Consider the following 18,044-nt stretch of genomic DNA (forward strand, 5'->3'; position numbering starts at 1 on the left):
TCGAGGAGAGGGGTCCATGTCCCACGAGCCGGTCCTCCTGGACGCAAGCGTCGATCTGCTGCGACGCGGAGGTCCCGGGCTCTTCGTGGACGCGACCCTCGGCGCCGGTGGACACGCGGAAGCCCTTCTGCGCGCGCTGCCCGAAGCCACGCTGCTGGGCGTGGACCGCGACGCCAGCGCCCTGGCCCTGGCGTCCGAACGCCTGTCGCCCTTCGGCGACCGGGTTTTTTTTTGCACGTCGACTTCCGCGGACTGCCCGACGCGCTGCCGCCGATCCTGGCCGAGCGCGCGCCTGACGGCCTCGCGGGCCTCCTCCTGGACCTGGGCGTGAGCAGCATGCAGCTCGACACGGCACAGCGCGGCTTCTCCTACCGCTTCGACGCGCCGCTGGACATGCGCATGGACCGCTCCGCGGGCGAGAGCGCGGCCGACCTGCTGCGCCGCCTCGACCACGACGGCCTGCGCCGCCTGCTCCGTGAACTGGGCGAGTCGCGCGCGGCGGGACGCGTCGCCCGCGCCATGCTCGCGGCGCGCGACGCGGGGGGACTCGCCAGCACCACCGATCTTCGCCGCGCGGTGGAGCGCGCGGTGGGACGCGAGGCCACGGCCGAGCTGTCCCGCGTCTTCCAGGCGCTGCGCATCGCCGTGAACGACGAGCTCGGCGCCCTCGACACGCTGCTCGCCGCGCTGCCCGACCTGCTGGCGCCGGGCGGCGTCGCCGCCGTGATCAGCTACCACTCGCTCGAGGACCGGCGCGTGAAGCAGAGCTTCCGCCTCGAGAGCCGTGGTTGCGTCTGTCCGCCGGAGCTGCCCGTCTGCGTCTGCGGCCGGGTGGCGCGCTTCGAACTGCTCACCCCTCGGGCGCTGAAACCCGAGGCCGACGAGATCGCGCGCAATCCGCGCGCGCGCAGCGCGCGTCTGCGCGCGGCCCGCAGGAGGTCATCGTGCTGAGCATTCCCGCCGCCGAAGCCCGCACCTGGGATCCTCACAGCCACCGTGGCGAGGGCGTCGCCGCGCGGCACGCGCTGCGGCGCAAGGACCTGTGGTTCTTCCTGGGGCTGCTGCTCTTTCTCGTCCTCCTGTTCTTCGTGTGGCAGCAGAATCGCGGACTGCAGCTCGCGGCGGACGTGGCCCGGCTCGAACTGCGCCGCGAGGCGCTGCGCGCCCGGATCGTGGAGCAGGGCGTGCTGGTGGCGCAGCGCCGTCAGCCGCTGCAGCTCATGCGTGACGGCGAAGCCGGCGACCTGGCCCTCAGCGATCTGCAGGGGCGCGTCTTCGTGCCGGCGCGGCGCGAGAAGAACGGCGGCGCGGAGGCGCCCGACACCTGGCTGGCGAGCGTGGGTCTCGGCGTGGCGCCGGCGCTGGCCGCCGAGCGCCGCTAGTCGGCGATGGCTCCCTCGCGCGATCCCGGTCTCGGCCTGCTGCGGGTCATCATCGTCGCCGTGGCCCTGGTCTTCGGGCTGCGGCTCTTCGTCCTCCAGATCCTGCAGCACGACCACTACCTCTCCCTGGCGAACCGCCAGTGGCAGAAGGAGCTGCCGCTCGCCGCGCCCCGCGGCAACCTCTACGACCGCGGGGGCACGCCGCTCGCGGTGGGGGTGCTGCAGTACCGCGTGAGCGCTGATCCGCAGGCCTATCGCGAGCGCTCGGCGGAGGGCCGCAAGAAGCTGCTGGCCACCCTGTCCGGCGCGCTGCGGCTCAGCGAGCGAGAGCTGCGTCGAGCGCTGGGCGCGCGCGGTCGCTACGCGCTGCTGCACGAGGGGCTCACGCTGGACGTGGAGGCCACCGAGGCGCTGCGCGCCACCGGCGTCGTGCATCTCGAGCAGCGCAGCCGTCGGCTCTATCCCATGGGGCCGCTGGCCGGCCCGCTGCTCGGCTTCGTGAACGCGGAGGACCAGGGCGTCTGCGGCCTCGAAGCGGGCCTGCAGGCCGAGCTGGCCGGCACGCCGGGCGTGGAACTCGTGCAGAAGGACGACCGCGGCCGCGTGCTCATCTCGCCGCTCAACCGGCGGCTGGTGGAGCCGAAACGCGGGCGGGACGTCTACCTGACCCTCGACCACAAGATCCAGGCCATCGTGGACCTCGAACTGGCGCGCGCCGCGGAGGAGTCGGGCGCGCACGGCGCCGCGGCGGTGGTGCTCGATCCCCACAGCGGCGAGATCCTGGCGCTCTCGAGCTGGCCGGCCGTGGCGGCGCGCGACGCCGATCGCTACGACCCCGCGCAGTGGAAGCTGCTGCCGGTGCAGGGGCTCTACGAACCCGGGTCGACGCTGAAGGCCGTCACCAGCATCGCCCTGCTCGAGCGCGGCGACGTGAGCCTGGCCACGCAGATCGACGCCGAGGACGGCAGCGCCGAGATCGACGGCTTCACCGTCCGCGACGACACGCCCCACCCCGGCTACCTCAGCTTCCGCGAGGCCTTCGCCTTCTCCAGCAACATCTGCTTCGCCAAGCTCTCGCAGCGCCTCAGCCGCGAACAGCTCTTCGGCACGCTGCAGGACCTCGGCTTCGGCAACAGCACGGGTGTCCTGCTGCCCGGCGAGCTGGAAGGCGTGCTGCGCAAGCCGGCCGAGTGGTCCCGCCGCAGCAAGCTGACGCTGGTCTTCGGGCAGGAGCTGAGCGCGACGCCGCTGCAGGTGACCTCCGCCGTGGGCGCGCTCGCCACGGGCGGACTGCTGATGCGGCCGCGCATCCTGCGGGGCAGCGCCGACCCCGATGGCCGCCATCTGCGCGAGGACGAGCCCGTCCTCCTGCGCCGGGTCTGCCGCCCGGAGACGGCGCGGACGATCCTCCAGCTCATGGGCGACGTGGTCGAGATGGGCACCGGCACGGCGGCGGCCGTCCCCGGGCTGCGCGTGGGCGGCAAGACGGGCACGGCCCAGAAGTTCGAGGGCGGGCGCCTCAAGCCCGGCAAGTACCTGGCGAGCTTCGTGGGCGTGGCGCCGCTGGACGCGCCGCGCATCGTGATCGGCATCTTCATCGACGAGCCCGGCTGGGCCTACTGCCACGGCGGGCAGAGCGCGGCGCCGGCCTTCGCGCACATCGTCGAGAAGCTGGCCGTGGCGACCCCCGAGCTCCTCGCGCCCAGCGCGGGCGAAGCGCCGGACCCCGGCCGCTTCGCCGGCCGTCCCGTGCCGCGCTTCCTCGAACTCGACCTCGCCGCGGCGGAGGAACTGGCCGGCGAACGCGGCCTGCAGCTGCGCCTGCGCGGCCACGGCCGCCGCGTGGTGGCCCAGCAGCCGGACCCCGGCTGCGTGCAGCGCCCCGACAGCCCGCTGACCCTCGTGCTCGGCGACCCGGAGAAGCCGAGTCCGCTGCCGAAGCTCGTGGGCCTCAGCCTGCGCGAGGCGCGGCGGCTGGCGCTGGAGCGCGGCTATCAGGTGGCGCCGCGCGGCTGGGGCGTGGTGGTGGAGCAGGGCGCTCCCGATCCGGGGCGCGGCGGCGCGATTCCGCTGCGGCTCGCGCAGCCCGGCGGCGGGAGATCGTCGTGAATCCCGCGGGCGTCACGCAGCCGCCGCCCGTCTCCCTCGCCGCCCTTGCCGCCCTGATCGACGCCGAGGCGGGAGGCTGCGCGCTCGCGGGACGCGACCTGCCCGTCGCCGCGCTCGCCATCGACAGCCGCCGGGTCACGCCCGGCGCGCTCTTCGCCGCGCTGCCCGGCGCCGCCGCCGACGGCCGCGCGTTCATCCCCCAGGCCCTGGCCGCCGGTGCGGTGGCGCTGCTGCTGCCGGCGGGAGCCGCGCCCCCCCCCGACGTTCCCGCGCTGCTCTGCGCAGCGCCGCGCCGCGCCGCGGGGCGGGTGGCGCAGCGACTCGCGGGCGACCCTGCCGCGCGCCTCGCGCTGCTCGGCGTGACCGGCACCAACGGCAAGAGCAGCTGCGTGCTGCTGCTGCAGGCGCTGATGGGCGGCGCGCCGCGCTGGGGCGCGCTGGGCACGCTGCGCTTCGACACGGGCGGCGCCGTGCATCCGAGCACGCACACGACGCCGGATCCCGTCAGCCTGGCGGCGCTGCTCGGCGAGAGCGTCGACCGGGGACAGGCCGGCGTCGCGATGGAGGTGAGCAGCCACGCCCTCGACCAGGAGCGCGTGGCCGGCCTGGCCTTCGCCGGCGTTCTGTTCACGAATCTCAGCCGCGACCATCTCGACTATCACGGCGACATGGCGCGCTACCTCGACGCCAAGCGCCGCCTGCTCGGCCTGCGCCGTCCGGGCGCGACCGCGCTGGTCAACGCGGACGACCCCGCCTTCGCCCCCTGGGCGAACGGGCGGGACGTCCTCGGCGTCGGCCGCGCGCCGGGAGCGGCGTACCGCGTGCGCGACGTGGAGCTGGGCGCCGCGGGCAGCCGCTTCCGTCTGGACTGGCAGGGCGGCTCGCTGGCGGTGACGAGCCCACTCACCGGCGACTTCAACGTGAGCAACGCCGCCGGCGCGCTGGCGCTGGCCCTCGCTCTGGGGGAAGCGCCCGCCGCGCTCGCCGCGCGGCTGGCCGCCTTCGACGGCGTGCCCGGCCGCATGCAGCGGGTGCCGCTGGCCGAGGGGCCGCTCGCCATCGTCGACTACGCCCACAGCCCCGACGCCGTGGAGCGCGTGCTGGCGGCCTGCCGGCCGCTCTGCGCCGGGCGCCTGGTGGTGGTGCTCGGCGCCGGCGGGGATAGAGACCGCGGCAAGCGTCCCCTCATGGCGCGGGCGGCGCAGGCCGGGGCGGATGTGGTGGTGCTCACCAGCGACAATCCCCGCAGCGAGGATCCCGCGGCGATTCTCGCCGAGATGGAAACAGGATTGGACCGTTCGCGCGGAAGCTGGCACAAAGAGGTGGACCGGGCCCGGGCGATCCGCCTCGCGCTGGACGGCGCCGCGCCGGACGACCTGGTGGCCGTGCTGGGCAAGGGCCACGAGCGCACGCAGGAGATCGCGGGCGAGCGCTTGCCCTTCGACGACGTGGACGTCCTGCGGCGGGCCTGGGCCGCGCTGAACGGAGAGCGATGATCACGCCGGACTGGATCGCGGCGCGCCTCGGGGCGCACGGACTCCTGCGCGAGTCGCGGACGGGCACGCGTCCGCTGCGGGGCGCGCGGCAGGACAGCCGTAGCCTGCGTCCGGGCGAGCTCTTCGTGGCGCTGAAGGGCGAGCGGGCGGACGGGCACGTCCACGCGGACGCCGCCCTGGCCGCCGGCGCCGGCGGCGCGCTGCTCGGCGACGCCGGGCGCTACGCCGCGCTGGCCGCCGCGCATCCCGACGCGTCGCTCTACCTCGTGACGAGTCCCCTGGGCGCGCTGCAGCAGCTCGCCGCGGACTACCTCGCCTCGCTGGGTGCGGTGGTGGTGGGCGTCACCGGCAGCAACGGCAAGACGGCGACCAAGGACTGCTGCCGCGCGCTCCTCGCCACGCTGGGCCCCTGCTATGCGAGCGAGGGCAACTTCAACAACCTGATCGGCCTGCCCATGACCGTCCTCGCCGCGCCGGCCGACACGCGCTATCTGGTGCTCGAGATGGGATGCTCGGGCTTCGGCGAGATCGCCGCGCTCGCGGCGCTCTTCCCGCCCTTCGCGGGGATCATCACCAACATTGGCGCCGCGCACCTCGAGCAGCTCGGCGACCTCGACGGCGTCGCGCGGGCCAAGGGCGAACTCGCCGCCGCGCTGCCCGCGGACGGCCTGCTGCTCCTCGACGCCGCCGGCCCCTACACCGCGCGCCTCGCCGCGCGCAGCCGCGCGCGCCTGCTGCGCTACGGCCACGGCGCGGGCGACCTCGTGCTCGAAGACCTGGGTCCCGACGGCCCCGGCGCTCGCCGCCTGCGCGTCGACGGCCAGACCCTCACCTTGCCGCGGCCCTGGCGGCACAGCCAGCTCGCCCTGGGCGCGGCCTGGCTGCTCGCGCGCACGCTGGGCGCCGCGCCGGAAGCGCTGGCCGCCGCCGCGCCCGGCGCCTTCCGCGAGACGAACCGCGGCGGCACGCGCCCGCTCGGCGACTGGACCGTGGTGGACGACAGCTACAACGCCAACCCCGACTCCATGCGCGCCGCGCTGGAGTGGCTGGCCGCGGCGCCCCTCCCCGCGGAGGCCCGCCGCTGGGCCGTGCTCGGCGACATGCTCGAGCTCGGCGACGGCGCCGCCGACCTGCACCGCGCCCTGGGCGAGCGCGCGGCGGTGCTGGGGACGGCTGGGGCCATCGCCGGGCTGTTCGCCTACGGCCCTCTCAGCCGCGCCCTGGTGGACGCGGCCCGTGCGGCCGGACTCGACGCCGCGCACTTCGACGACCACGCCGCCCTGGCCGAGGCCCTCGCCGCGCGTCTCGCGCCGGGCGACCTGCTGCTCGTGAAGGGCTCGCGGGGCATGGCCATGGAGACGGTGATCCGACTGCTGGAGCGGGCCGCGGCCCGCACGGGCGAATCGAGGCGCTGAATGCTCTATCACCTGCACTACCTGCTGCTGGACTGGTTCAGCGGATTCAACGTCTTCCGCTACATCACGTTTCGCAGCGCCTACGCGCTGGTGACGGCCCTCGTGATCAGCTTCTTCATGGGGCCCTGGGTCATCCGCCGGCTGCGCCGCATGCAGCTGGGCGAGAGGATTCGCGCCGAGCTGCCCGACAGCCATCAGGCCAAGGCGGGCACGCCCACCATGGGCGGGCTCCTGATCCTCGCGAGCATCCTCATCCCCACGCTGCTCTGGGCGGACCTCACGAACCGCTACGTGCAGCTGGTGATCGCCGTCACCGTGGGCACGGGTCTGCTGGGCTTCACGGACGACTATCTGAAGGTCGTCAAGAAGCAGAGCAAGGGCCTGGTCGGGCGCTACAAGCTCGTGGGGCAGGTGGGCCTCGGTCTCGCGCTCGGCCTCTTCCTCTACTTCCAGCCGCTGGATCCCCAGGGCGGCGGCGTGACGATGGAGCTGCCCTTCTTCAAGGGGATGCTGCTCAACCTGGGGCTCTTCTACATCCCGGTGGTGGTGCTGGTGCTGACGGGCACCAGCAACGCCGTGAACCTGACCGACGGTCTCGACGGCCTCGCCATCGGCGTGGTGAGCATCATCTTCGTGGCCTTCACGGGGCTCGTCTACGTGAGCGGCCACCGGGTGTTCAGCGAGTACCTGAACATCGTCTACCTGCCCGGCGCCGGCGAGCTCACGGTCTACTGCGCGGCGGTGGTGGGGGCGAGCCTCGGCTTCCTCTGGTTCAACACGCATCCGGCGGAGATCATCATGGGCGACACGGGCTCGCTGGCCCTGGGCGGCGCGCTGGGCACGGTGGCGATCCTGATCAAGAAGGAGCTGCTGCTGGTGATCCTGGGCGGCGTGCTCGTGATGGAGGCCGCCAGCGTGATCCTCCAGGTCTGGAGCTTCAAGCGCCGCGGCAAGCGCATCTTCAAGATGGCGCCGCTGCATCACCACTTCGAATTGCAGGGCTGGGCGGAATCCAAGGTCGTGGTGCGCTTCTGGATCCTCGCCGTGCTCCTGGTCATGGTCGGCCTCAGCACCCTGAAGCTGCGATGACGTCCATGGGCGGCATCACGCTGGTGCTCGGCGCGGGGGCGAGCGGACTCGCCGCGGCGCGCCTGCTGGCGCACGCCGGCGAGCGCGTGCGCCTCGCTGACGAGAAGTCGCTCCCCGCGCTGCCGGAGGCGCTCGGCGCCGTCGACTGCCGCGTGGGCGCCTTCGACGCCGCCTGGCTCGAGGGCGTGACCCGCGTCGTCGTGAGTCCGGGCGTGCCGCCCACGAGCGCGGCCCATCGCGCCTGCGCGGAGCGCGGCCTGCCGATCAGCGGTGAGTTGGAAGAGGCCTTCGGCCGCTGCGCGGCGCCGGTGCTGGCCGTCACCGGCAGCAACGGCAAGAGCACGGTGACGAGCCTCGCGGCCCACCTCCTCCAGGCCCAGGGGCGCCGCGCGCCCGCGGGCGGCAACCTGGGCCGTCCGCTCTCGGACCTGCTGCTCGACGCGCCCGACGCCGACTGCTACGTGGTGGAGGTCAGCAGCTTCCAGGCGGAGACCTTCCGCCGCTTCCGTCCGCGCGCGGCCACGCTGCTCAACCTGAGCCCCGACCACCTGGACCGCTACGGCCGACTCGAGGACTACTACGCCGCCAAGCTGCGCACCTTCGCCGCCATGACGGCCGAGGACTGGCTCGCCCTCGGCGACGACCCCGCGGCCGGCGCGCATCTGGCGGACTGCCCCGCGCGCCGCCTTGCCGCCAGCCCCACGCGCCCTCTCGTGGCCGACGGCGCGGGTCTGGTGAGTGGCGCCCTCGCCATCCGCTGGGACGGCCGCGAGCACCGCCTGCTCCCCGCCGACGATCTGCCGCTGCCCGGCCGCCACAACCTGGCCAACGCGCTCGCCGCGCTGGCCCTGGTGCTGCCCTTCGGCGCCGACGCGGGCGCGCTGGCCGAGGGACTGCGCAGCTTCCGTGGCCTCGCGCACCGCATGGAGGACGTCGGGATGCTCGGCGCGCTCCGCTGCTACAACGACTCCAAGGCCACGAACGTGGAGGCGGCGCTGGCCGGCGTGAGCGGCCTCAGCGCGCCCGTGCTGCTCATCGCCGGCGGTCGCGACAAGGGCGGCGACTTCGACGCCCTCGCCGCCGGCCTGCCCGGCGTGCGCCTCGCCTACGGTATCGGCGAGGCCGGCGACAAGGTCGCGCGCGCCTTCGGCGAGCGTGGACGCGAACTGGGCGACCTCGCCGCGGCGGTGGAGGCCGCGCGGCGCGACGGGCGTCCGGGCGAGCTGCTCGTGCTCTCGCCTGCCTGCGCGAGCTACGATCAGTACCGGAACTTCGAGGAGCGCGGCGAGCACTTCCGCCGCCTGGTGGCGGAGGCGAGCGCGTGAGGAGCCTGCGCGGCCTGGACCGTCCCCTGCTGGGTCTCATCCTGCTGGTGCTGCTGGCGGGACTGATCGTGCTCTACGCGGCCAGCGCCAAGGTGGCCGCGGGCGCGCAGGGCGCGAGTGGCCACCTGCTGCTGCGCCGCCTCGTGCAGATCGCGTTGGGCCTCGCCTTCCTCGGCGTGGCGGCGTTGGCCGATCCGCGCTGGATCCGTCGCGCGGCCTTCCCCGCCGCCGTGGCGAGCGCCGCGCTGCTGCTCTGGGTGCTGGGCGCGCCCATGATCAAGGGCACGCGCGGCTGGATCTTCGTCGGCGGTTTCACCATTCAGCCCGTGGACGCGGCCCGCGTCGGCCTGCTGGTCTTCATGGCCGATCGCCTGGCGCTCCGCGAGGCGATGTCCGGCTGGCGACGCTTCCTGCCCGCGGCGATCGCGCTGGCCGCCGGCGTCCTGCTGGTGGCGCTGCAGCCGGACTTCGGCTCGGCGCTGGCGCTCGGCCTCAGCGGCGCCTGCGTGCTCATCGCGGCGCGGCCGCCCTGGCGCTGGCTCGCGCTGGCCGTGCTGGCCGGTGTGCTGATGGTCGGCGCGCTCTACCTGGGCAGCGACCGCATCCGCCAGCGCGTGGACCTGACGCTGCACTTCGACGCGTCGGAGAACTCCGCCGAGAACTACCAGCTGCGGCAGTCGCTGATCGGCATCGGCGCGGGCGGCGGCTTCGGACAGGGGGCCGGACGCAACCGCCAGCGCATCTTCCTGCCGGACCACCACACGGACTTCATCTTCGCCATCGTCGGCGAGGAGTACGGCTTCTTCGGGGCGAGCGTGCTGCTCGCGCTGCTCGCCGCGCTCAGCCTGCGCGTGCTGGGCATCGCCGGCCGGCAGGCGGACCCCTTCGCGCGCTACCTGGCCGCGGGCGTGGGGGGCATGCTCTTCGTCTACACGGCGATGAACGTGGCCGTCACCCTCGGGCTCTTTCCGCTCACCGGGGTGCCCCTGCCCTTCGTGAGCCATGGCGGCAGCGCGCTGGTGATGCACCTGCTCGCGCTGGGCCTGGTGCTGTCGGTGAGCCGCGCCGAAGCGGGACGACCCGTGCAGGCCGCGCGCCGCAGCCTCATCCCGCGGCGGCGTCGCCTGGAGCCCGTGGCCGAGGACCTCTTCAGCCGCGCCGGACGGCGTGGCGCCGAGCCGCCGCTCAAGCGCGCGCGCCGCGCGGCGGGGCGCTGATGCGCCGCCTGCTCGTCACCGGCGGCGGGACGGGGGGGCACATCTACCCGGCGCTGGCGGTGGCGCGGGCCTTCCTCGCGGGCGGCGCAGGCCGCCGCGTGCGCTTCGTGGGCTCGCGGCGGGGCCTCGAGGCGCAGCTGGTGCCGGCCGCGGACGTCCCCTTCAGCGCGCTGCCGATTCACGGCTGGCGGGGCAAGGGCCCGCTCCAGCGGCTGCGCTTTCTCGCGGAGCTCGGCGTGGCGCTGCTCGGCGCGCTGGGGATCCTGCTGCGCGAGCGGCCCGGGGCCGTCTTCGCCACGGGCAGTTTCGCGAGCCTGCCGGTGCTGCTGGCCGCGCGGCTCGCGCGGCGGCCGATCTTCCTGCAGGAACAGAACAGCGTGCCGGGGCGGGTGATCCGCCTCTTCGCGGGGCGTGCGCGCGCGGTGTTCATCGCCTACGAAGAGGCGGCGCAGCAGCTGCCCGCGCGGGCGCGCACGCTGCTGACGGGCAATCCGCTGCGGGAGGAGTTCGTCGGGCTGCGGCGCCTGCCTCGCGCCGCGGATGCGCCGCGGCGCCTGCTCGTCTTCGGCGGCAGCCGCGGGGCGCACAGCCTCAACGCGGCCACGGCCGAGGCGCTGCCGCTGCTCGCGCGCGAGTTCGCGCTCGAGGCCGTGCTGCAGACCGGGCCCGCCGAGCACGCTGCCGTGGCCGCGGCGCTGGCGCCGCTGGCGCCCGCCGTCACCGTGGCCGCCTACCTCGATGACATGCCCGCCCGCCTCGCCGCCGCCGACTGGGTGCTCTGCCGCGCGGGGGCAATGACCCTCGCCGAACTCACGGCGCTGGGACTGCCCGCCGTGCTCGTGCCCTTCCCGCACGCGGTGGACGACCACCAGACGGCCAACGCCCAGGCCCTCGTGGACGCAGGCGCCGCCGTGCTCATCCCCGATGCGGAACTCACCGGCGCGCGCCTCGCCGAGACCCTCGCCGGGCTCTGGCGCGCGCCGGGCCGCGAAGCCGCCATGGCCGCCGCGAGCCGCGCGCTGGGCCGGCCCGAGGCCACGGCGGCGATCCTGGAGGCGATCCAGAAAAGCCTTGCGTTGTGCCGCTGATGTTGTACCTGGCCCGGGTCCTGCCGGGGCCAGGCCATGAACAAGCCCACGATTCTCAGCCAGAGCTGGCGGCCGCCCTTCTGCCCCAATCCCAACTGCAAGTACCACCGGATCTTGGACGGCCGCTGGCCCTTCAAACGCCAGGGCGTCTACTACCGGGCCGTCAAGCCGCACTGCATCCAGCGTTTCCAGTGCACCGACTGCAAGCGCTCCTTCAGTACCCAGACCTTCTCGACCAGCTACTGGCTCAAGCGGCCGGACGTCCTGCCCAGGCTCTTCATGAAGACCGTCGGCGGCATGGCCAATCGGCAGATCGCCCGGGATCTGGGTGTGGCGCCGAGTACCGTGGATCGCCAGCTGGCTCGATTGGGGAGGCACTGCCTGCTCTACCAAACCAGGCTCCTCGAGCGCTGTAGACCGCGGGGAGCCGTTGTAGTCGACGGCTTCGAGACCTTCGAGTACAGCCAGTACTTCCCCTTCCACCACAACCTGGCCGTCGAGGCCGAGAGCAGCTTCACCTTCGGCTTCACCGACAGCCCGCTCCGCCGAAAGGGTCGAATGCGCTCGGATCAGAAGAAGCGCCGCGCGGAACTCGAGGAGCGCTGGGGAAGACCCGACCGGAAGGCCGTGGAGAAGGGCGTTCGCGAGCTGCTGCGGATCGTCTGCCGGGGTTTGGATCGGCTGGAACTCCGCAGCGACGACCACCCGGCCTACCCGCGGGCCATGCGGCCGCTGAACATCAAGTTCAAGCACCACATCACGCCCTCGACGGCGCGCCGGGACGCCGACAACGACCTCTTCGAGGTGAACCTGCTGGACCTGCTGATCCGTCACAGCAGCGCGAACCACCGGCGGGAGACGATCGCCTGGTCAAAGCGGCGGAACGCGTCGGCGCTCAGGCTTTGGGTCCTGGTGGTCTGGCGGAATTGCGTGAAGCGTCGGCACGAGAAGGGGCCTCCCGTGAGCCCGGCGATGCTGAAGGGGCTGACCGACCGTTTGCTGCGTGTGCCGGAGATCCTATCGGAGCGGTTGTTCAGGACCCGGATCGAGCTGCCGGCGAGTTGGGCAACGACCTACGCCGGCGAGGACGAGACACCGGCGCTGGGCGTCAATCGGCGGCACTCGCTTGCGTACGCGGCCTAGCGCCGAGCGGGCGATAGCGAGGAGGCATGCGCTGTCCCGCGGTACAAGATCCGCGGCACAACAAAAGCCTTGTCGGTCCCGGGGGTGGGTGATAAACCGCCGCCAAGCCCCCTAGGAGGACCGCGCCGTGCACCTTGGCCGCACCCGACACCTGCACCTCGTCGCCATTGGTGGAATCGGCATGAGCGGAATCGCCGAGATCCTTGTGAATTCTGGCTTTACCGTCACGGGCTCCGACCAGCGCGAAGGGCCGGCGCTCGAGCGGCTGCGCAGCTTCGGCGTGGTCTGTCACGTGGGGCATCGGGCCGAGCAGGTGGAGGGGGCGCACGTGGTCGTCTACTCCAGCGCGGTGCCCCAGGACAACCCCGAGCTGGTGGAGGCGCGCGAGCGCGGCATTCCCGTGATCAGCCGCGGCGAGATGCTCGCCGAGCTGATGCGTCTCAAGCGGGGCATCGCGATCACCGGCAGCCACGGCAAGACCAGCACCAGCTCGCTGGTGGCCGAGGTGCTGCACGCCGGCGGGCTGGACCCGACGGCGGTGGTTGGGGGGCGCCTGCTCAGCTTCGGCAGCAACGCGCGGCTCGGCGCAGGGCCGCACATGGTGGCCGAGGCGGACGAGTCCGACGGCTCCTTCCAGCGCCTCGCGCCCACCTGGGCCGTCGTGACCAACGTCGACAACGAGCACCTCGACCACTACGGCGACTTCGCCACGCTGCGCGCCGCGGTGCTCGGCTTCCTCAACCGTGTGCCGTTCTACGGCGCGTCGATCCTCTGCCTCGAGGACCCGACCCTGCGCGCCATGCTGCCCGAGATCCGCGGCCGCGTGGTGGGCTACGGCTGGAGCGACGACTGCGCGCTGAAGGGCGAGATCGTCGAGCAGCATCCGGGGGGGACGCGCTTCCGCTGGCGCAGTGCGCGCTTCGGCGGCGAGCTCGAGCTGCCCGTGCTGGGACGTCACAACGTGCTCAACGCGCTTGCGGCCGTTGCCGTGGGGCTGGAACTGGACGTGAGCCCCGAGGACATCGGCCGCGGGCTCTCGGCCTTCCAGGGCGTGGGGCGCAGATTCCAGGTCCTTGGCAGCGTCGATGACATCATCATAATGGACGACTACGGCCACCACCCCACGGAGATCGCGCGCACGCTGGAGGCCGCGCGCGAGCACTTCGGCCGGCGGCTGCGGGTCGTCTTCCAGCCGCATCGCTACAGCCGCACGCGCATGCTGGCCGACGAGTTCGGGGAGGCCTTCGACGCGGCCGACGACCTCATCCTCACGGAGATCTACGCCGCCGGCGAGGCGCCGATCGAGGGCGTGGACGCCGGGCTCATCGAGCGGGCGGTGGCCTCGCGCGGCCGCACTCCCGTGCGCCGCGTGGGCGAGAAGGACGCGATCGCCGCGCTGCTCATGGACGAGCTCGAGCCCGGCGATCTCGTGCTCACGCTGGGCGCGGGCGACCTGAACCGCTTCGCGGAGGATCTGCTGAAGCGGCTGGAGGCGACGCGGGGAGTCCGCTGATGCAGGAGCTCGCCGCGGTCTACGACGGCCCCGTGGAGCGGGACGCCTCCCTCGCCGACAAGAGCAACTTCCGCCTCGGCGGCAGCGCCGACTGGCTCTTCACGCCCACGCGCGCCGCGCAACTCGGTCCCCTGCTCGCCTGGCTCGCGGAGCAGCGCCTGCCCGTCACCGTGCTCGGCGAGGGCAGCAACGTGCTCGTGCGCGACGGCGGCATCCGCGGCGCGGTGATCCGCATCACGCGCGCGCTGGAGTCGCTGGACTTCGACGGCGACGCGGCGCGCTGCGGCGCGGGGCTCGCCAGCGCGCGGCTCTCGCGCAGGGCGCTGGCGGAAGGACGCGGAGGCTTCGTCTGGGCGGCGGCGCTACCCGGCAACCTCGGCGGCGCGCTGGCCATGAACGCCGGCTGCTTCGGCGGCGAGCTGGCCGACCACTTCGTCAGCGCGGAGGGTTTCGCGGCCACCGGCGCGCCCGTCACGCTGACGCGCGATCAGCTGGACTTCGGCTACCGCCGCAGCGGGCTGCCGGCGGGCGTGGTGGTGACGTCGCTGGTGCTGAACCTGCCCGTGATGGACGCGCCCGCACGCGCCGAGGCGGACGCCCGCTTCAAGGACATCATCGCCGCGCGCTCGGCGAGCCAGCCCGCGGGGCTGGGCACGGCGGGCAGCACCTTCAAGAATCCGCCGGGCGATCACGCGGGGCGTCTCATCGACGCCTGCGGTCTCAAGGGCCTCCGCGTGGGCGGCGCGCGGATCAGCGAGCGGCATGCGAACTTCATCGTCACCGAGACGGGGCGCACGCGCGCGGCCGACGTCGAGGCGCTGATGCGCGAGGTGGCGGAGATCGTGGCCGCGAAGACGGGCGTCGTGCTCGAGCCCGAGGTCAGGATCTATGGCGAGCCCTAGGCTGCCGGTCAGGCGCCGGCGCGCGATGGCGTCGAAGAAGCGGGGGCCCTGGTGGCGCGTGTTGCTGGGCCTGGCCGTCTTCGCCGTGGCCTTCGCCGGCTACGGGAGCTGGCAGGGCCTGCGCGCGCTGAACGCCAGCGACTGGCTGAGCCTGCGCACGCTGCGCGTGGAGGGTTGCCGAGTGCTGCCCGCCTCGCGCGTGCGCGAGCGCCTGGAGCCGCTGCTGGGACGGCCGCTCTTCTCGATCGATCCGGATTCCCTCGAGGCCGCGCTCACCGACCTGCCGCGCGTGGCGCGCCTGCGCGTGAGCCGGCGGCCGCCGGGCACGCTGCTCTGTCGGGTCGAGGAGGCCAAGGGCGTGGCGCTCTGGCTGGACGGCGGCTTCGTGGAGCTCGACGACGCCGGCCGCCCGCTCGATCGTTTCGGCGACGCGGCGCCGGATCTGCCGATAATCCGGCCGGCGAAGGCCCTGGCGGCGGACAGCCTGCGCACGCTGGCCCTGGCGGCCCTGGACGCCCTGCGGGACGCCTCCTTCGATCTCGCCGACGAGGTCAGCGAAATCACTGCAGAATCCACGGGAATCGTCTACTATCGTAGCGGGTCGGCGACCCGCGTCCTGATGGGCTGGGAGGACTTCGGCGCGCGGGCGCGCTGCTACCGGGACGTCTACAGCGAGATCGCGGCGGGCGGCTTCCCCGCCGAGCTCGACCTGCGCTACCGCGATCAGGTGGTGGCGAGGCACGCAGCCATGGAGTGAGCATGAACGAGCAGAAGATCGTCGTGGGACTGGACCTGGGGAGCCACCGCGTCACCGCGCTGGTGGCCGAACTCGACGGCCGCGGCCACTCGCGCGTGCTCGGCCTGGGCACCGTGCCCAGCCAGGGCATCCGCAAGGGCGTGGTAGTGGGTTTCGAGCCGGCCGTGGAGGCCGTGCGCGAGGCCGTGGAGGAGGCCGAGCGCGCCTCGGGCCTGGAGATCCGGGCGGTCTTTCCCAACGTCAGCGGCGAGCACTTCCGCGCGATTCCGAGCGAGGGCGTGCACGCCAAGGAGGGCCGCGAGCGCGAGATCACGCCCGAGGACGTCGAGCAGGTCATCCGCGTCGCGCGCAGCCTGCAGTTGCCGCCCGGCTATCGCATCCTGCACACGCTGCCGGTGGACTTCATCCTCGACGGGCGCAGCGGCATCAAGGATCCCGTGGGCATGGACGGCGTGCGCCTCCAGGCCGAGGTGCTCCTGCTCATGGGCCAGGTCAGCGTGCTCGAGAACACCGCGAAGGTGGTGGAGAAGGCGGGGCTCGCCGTGGAGGGCCTGGTCTTCAGCCCGCTCGCCTCGGCCATGGCCGCGCTGCAGGAAGCCGAGCGCGAGGAGGGCGTGGTGCTCATCGACATCGGCGCGGGCACCACCGAGGTGCTGGTGCTGGCCGACGGCGCCGCCCGCCACGCCGAGGTGCTGCCGCTGGGCGGCGCGAACGTCACGCGGGATCTGTCCATCGGCCTCGGGCTCAGCGTCGCCGACGCCGAGCGCCTCAAGCTCGACCACGCGCGCGTGGGGGCGCTGGAGGACGAGGAAGCCGAGGCGCGCATTCCCATCCGCCAGGTGGGGGCCGATGCCGACCGCTTCCTCACCGCGCGCACGCTGAGCTCGATCGTGGAGCCGCGGGTGCGCGAGCTGCTGGAACTGGCCTGGAATCGCGCCCAGCGCTCGCCGGCCGCCCGCAGCGCGGGCTGCGGCGTGGTGCTCTGCGGCGGCGGCGCGCTGCTGCCGGGGCTGCCGGCCCTCGCCTCGCAGCTCTTCGAGCGGAGCGTCCGCGTGGGCGCGCCGCTGGAGCAGCAGGGGCTCACCGCCGAGCTGGCCGACCCCCGCTACACGCCCGTGGTGGGGCTGCTTCACTACGGCTACCAGCGCCTCGCGGGCAGCGAGGAGGCGGCCACCGAGCCGCGCGGCGGCGGCCTGAAGCGCCTGCTGCGGGCGGTTGCCAGAAGGGGAAAATAACCCTGGACGCTTTCTCGCAGCTCACGCTAGCTTGACGGCGGAGGTGAGAGAAAATGTCCGACATGCCAAGGGTGAAGTTCGACTTCGACTCGGACTTCTCCGATACGGCGTCCATCAAGGTGGTCGGCGTCGGAGGAGCCGGGGGGAACGCCGTCGCCAGGATGATCGAGGCCGGGCTCTCCGGCGTCGACTTCATCAACATCAACACGGACGCCCAGGTGCTCTCCGAGAGCAAGGCGCTCCACCGCATCCAGATCGGCCGCAAGCTGACCAAGGGGCTGGGCTCCGGGGGCAACCCCAACGTGGGCCAGGCCGCGGTGGAGGAGGACCTCGACGCCATCGCCGAGCTCCTGCGCGGGGCGGACATGGTCTTCGTCACCGCGGGCATGGGTGGCGGCACGGGCACGGGCGCGTCGCCGTCGGTGGCGCGGCTGGCCAAGGACGCCGGCGCTCTCACCGTGGGCGTGGTGACCAAGCCCTTCAACTTCGAGGGCCGGCAGCGCAGCCGCGTGGCCGACGAGGGCATGATGGCCCTGCGCGCCGAGGTGGACACGCTCATCACCATTCCCAACCAGCGCCTCTTCGAGGTGGTGGATCCCGACACGCCCTTCACCGAGGCCTTCCGCATCGCCGACGACGTGCTGCTGCAGGCCACGCGCGGCATCAGCGATCTCATCACGGTGACGGGGCTGATCAATCTCGACTTCGCCGACGTGAAGAGCATCATGGCCGGCATGGGCCCCGCGCTCATGGGCACGGGCACGGCGAGCGGCGAGGGCCGCGCCGAGGCGGCCGCGCGCGCGGCCATCAGCTGCCCGTTGCTGCAAGAGCAGGACATCTCCGGCGCCCAGGGCGTGCTGATCAACATCACCGGCAGCAGCACGCTCACGCTGCGCGAGGTGACCACGGCGACGGACCTCATCACCGACGCCGTGGGCGACAGCGCGAACATCATCTTCGGCACGGTGATGGACCCGTCGCTCGGCGACGAGCTCCGCATCACCGTGATCGCCACGGGCTTCGGCGCCGCGCGCATCAGCGAGGAGCGCCGCGCCGCGGCCGCCGCCGCTGCCGCAGCGGTGGCCGCCGCCGAGAAGCCGCATGAGGTGGCGCAGCCCGAGGCGCCCCGCGTGATCGAGATCGTGCACGAGAGTCCCGCGCGGCAGGTTGCGGCGGCGCCCGAGCTGGAACTGGGTGGCGACTTCCGTCGCGCGCCCGAGCCCGCGCCCGTTCTCGAGCCCGAACAGGACGACGACGAGCTGCTCACGCGCGAGGCCGCGGCCATGCGCGAGGAGGCCCTGCGGGGTCTCAAGAGCGGGTCCGGCACGGAGGACTGGGAGGTCCCGACCTTCCTGCGCAAGCAGAACGACTAG

General features: G+C 73.5%; 14 protein-coding genes and 1 pseudogene. All 15 read left to right on the plus strand.

All coding sequences use genetic code 11. The features are described from left to right. Positions 1-16: 16 nt before the first annotated feature. A pseudogene (rsmH, locus tag H6693_01675) lies at positions 17-951 on the plus strand (16S rRNA (cytosine(1402)-N(4))-methyltransferase RsmH). Beyond that, positions 945-1,382, plus strand: a complete 438-nt coding sequence (locus H6693_01680; protein MCB9514883.1) for a hypothetical protein — start codon at positions 945-947, stop codon at positions 1,380-1,382. The pseudogene rsmH and the gene H6693_01680 overlap by 7 nt, the downstream one beginning before the upstream one ends. Positions 1,383-1,388: 6 nt before the next feature. Next, positions 1,389-3,491, plus strand: a complete 2,103-nt coding sequence (locus H6693_01685; GenBank protein ID MCB9514884.1) for a hypothetical protein — start codon at positions 1,389-1,391, stop codon at positions 3,489-3,491. A 98-nt stretch (positions 3,492-3,589) separates the two neighbouring features. Then, positions 3,590-4,987: a UDP-N-acetylmuramoyl-L-alanyl-D-glutamate--2,6-diaminopimelate ligase gene (locus tag H6693_01690; GenBank protein ID MCB9514885.1), complete on the plus strand. Its 1,398-nt coding sequence runs from the start codon at positions 3,590-3,592 to the stop codon at positions 4,985-4,987. Further along, positions 4,984-6,402: a UDP-N-acetylmuramoyl-tripeptide--D-alanyl-D-alanine ligase gene (gene murF, locus H6693_01695; GenBank protein ID MCB9514886.1), complete on the plus strand. Its 1,419-nt coding sequence runs from the start codon at positions 4,984-4,986 to the stop codon at positions 6,400-6,402. Before H6693_01690 ends, murF begins: the two co-directional genes overlap by 4 nt. Continuing rightward, on the plus strand, positions 6,403-7,491 hold the full coding sequence (locus tag H6693_01700) for a phospho-N-acetylmuramoyl-pentapeptide-transferase (protein MCB9514887.1): 1,089 nt from the start codon (positions 6,403-6,405) through the stop codon (positions 7,489-7,491). Continuing rightward, positions 7,488-8,816, plus strand: a complete 1,329-nt coding sequence (murD, locus tag H6693_01705) for a UDP-N-acetylmuramoyl-L-alanine--D-glutamate ligase (protein MCB9514888.1) — start codon at positions 7,488-7,490, stop codon at positions 8,814-8,816. Before H6693_01700 ends, murD begins: the two co-directional genes overlap by 4 nt. Beyond that, positions 8,813-10,033, plus strand: a complete 1,221-nt coding sequence (locus H6693_01710; protein MCB9514889.1) for an FtsW/RodA/SpoVE family cell cycle protein — start codon at positions 8,813-8,815, stop codon at positions 10,031-10,033. Before murD ends, H6693_01710 begins: the two co-directional genes overlap by 4 nt. Next, entirely contained in the window at positions 10,033-11,121 is a 1,089-nt protein-coding gene (gene murG, locus H6693_01715) for an undecaprenyldiphospho-muramoylpentapeptide beta-N-acetylglucosaminyltransferase (GenBank protein MCB9514890.1), read from the plus strand. Before H6693_01710 ends, murG begins: the two co-directional genes overlap by 1 nt. Positions 11,122-11,157: 36 nt before the next feature. Further along, the gene (locus tag H6693_01720; GenBank protein ID MCB9514891.1) at positions 11,158-12,264 is read left to right on the plus strand and encodes a hypothetical protein; all 1,107 of its coding nucleotides are present in this window, start codon (positions 11,158-11,160) and stop codon (positions 12,262-12,264) included. A 127-nt stretch (positions 12,265-12,391) separates the two neighbouring features. Then, positions 12,392-13,777, plus strand: coding sequence for a UDP-N-acetylmuramate--L-alanine ligase (locus H6693_01725; protein ID MCB9514892.1), 1,386 nt, complete (start codon positions 12,392-12,394; stop codon positions 13,775-13,777). Beyond that, positions 13,777-14,679, plus strand: coding sequence for a UDP-N-acetylmuramate dehydrogenase (murB, locus tag H6693_01730; GenBank protein MCB9514893.1), 903 nt, complete (start codon positions 13,777-13,779; stop codon positions 14,677-14,679). The genes H6693_01725 and murB overlap by 1 nt, the downstream gene beginning before the upstream one ends. Before the next feature lie 25 nt (positions 14,680-14,704). Continuing rightward, positions 14,705-15,436, plus strand: a complete 732-nt coding sequence (locus tag H6693_01735; protein ID MCB9514894.1) for an FtsQ-type POTRA domain-containing protein — start codon at positions 14,705-14,707, stop codon at positions 15,434-15,436. Between the two features lie 2 nt (positions 15,437-15,438). Beyond that, a complete protein-coding gene (ftsA, locus tag H6693_01740; GenBank protein ID MCB9514895.1) occupies positions 15,439-16,671 on the plus strand; it encodes a cell division protein FtsA in 1,233 nt (410 codons plus the stop codon). A gap of 62 nt (positions 16,672-16,733) precedes the next feature. Continuing rightward, on the plus strand, positions 16,734-18,044 hold the full coding sequence (ftsZ, locus tag H6693_01745; protein ID MCB9514896.1) for a cell division protein FtsZ: 1,311 nt from the start codon (positions 16,734-16,736) through the stop codon (positions 18,042-18,044).

The sequence above is a fragment of the Candidatus Latescibacterota bacterium genome (assembly GCA_020633725.1).
Lineage (GTDB): Bacteria > Krumholzibacteriota > Krumholzibacteriia > JACNKJ01 > JACNKJ01 > VGXI01.

What these genes read in the sequence shown, in the direction of transcription:
- H6693_01685 (MCB9514884.1), top strand. Translation starts at nt 1,389, where the DNA reads ATGGCTCCCTCGCGCGATCCCGGTCTCGGCCTGCTGCGGGTCATCATC.
- murF (MCB9514886.1), top strand. Translation starts at nt 4,984, where the DNA reads ATGATCACGCCGGACTGGATCGCGGCGCGCCTCGGGGCGCACGGACTC.
- H6693_01700 (MCB9514887.1), top strand. Translation starts at nt 6,403, where the DNA reads ATGCTCTATCACCTGCACTACCTGCTGCTGGACTGGTTCAGCGGATTC.
- murD (MCB9514888.1), top strand. Translation starts at nt 7,488, where the DNA reads ATGACGTCCATGGGCGGCATCACGCTGGTGCTCGGCGCGGGGGCGAGC.
- murG (MCB9514890.1), top strand. Translation starts at nt 10,033, where the DNA reads ATGCGCCGCCTGCTCGTCACCGGCGGCGGGACGGGGGGGCACATCTAC.
- H6693_01720 (MCB9514891.1), top strand. Translation starts at nt 11,158, where the DNA reads ATGAACAAGCCCACGATTCTCAGCCAGAGCTGGCGGCCGCCCTTCTGC.
- murB (MCB9514893.1), top strand. Translation starts at nt 13,777, where the DNA reads ATGCAGGAGCTCGCCGCGGTCTACGACGGCCCCGTGGAGCGGGACGCC.
- H6693_01735 (MCB9514894.1), top strand. Translation starts at nt 14,705, where the DNA reads ATGGCGTCGAAGAAGCGGGGGCCCTGGTGGCGCGTGTTGCTGGGCCTG.
- ftsA (MCB9514895.1), top strand. Translation starts at nt 15,439, where the DNA reads ATGAACGAGCAGAAGATCGTCGTGGGACTGGACCTGGGGAGCCACCGC.
- ftsZ (MCB9514896.1), top strand. Translation starts at nt 16,734, where the DNA reads ATGCCAAGGGTGAAGTTCGACTTCGACTCGGACTTCTCCGATACGGCG.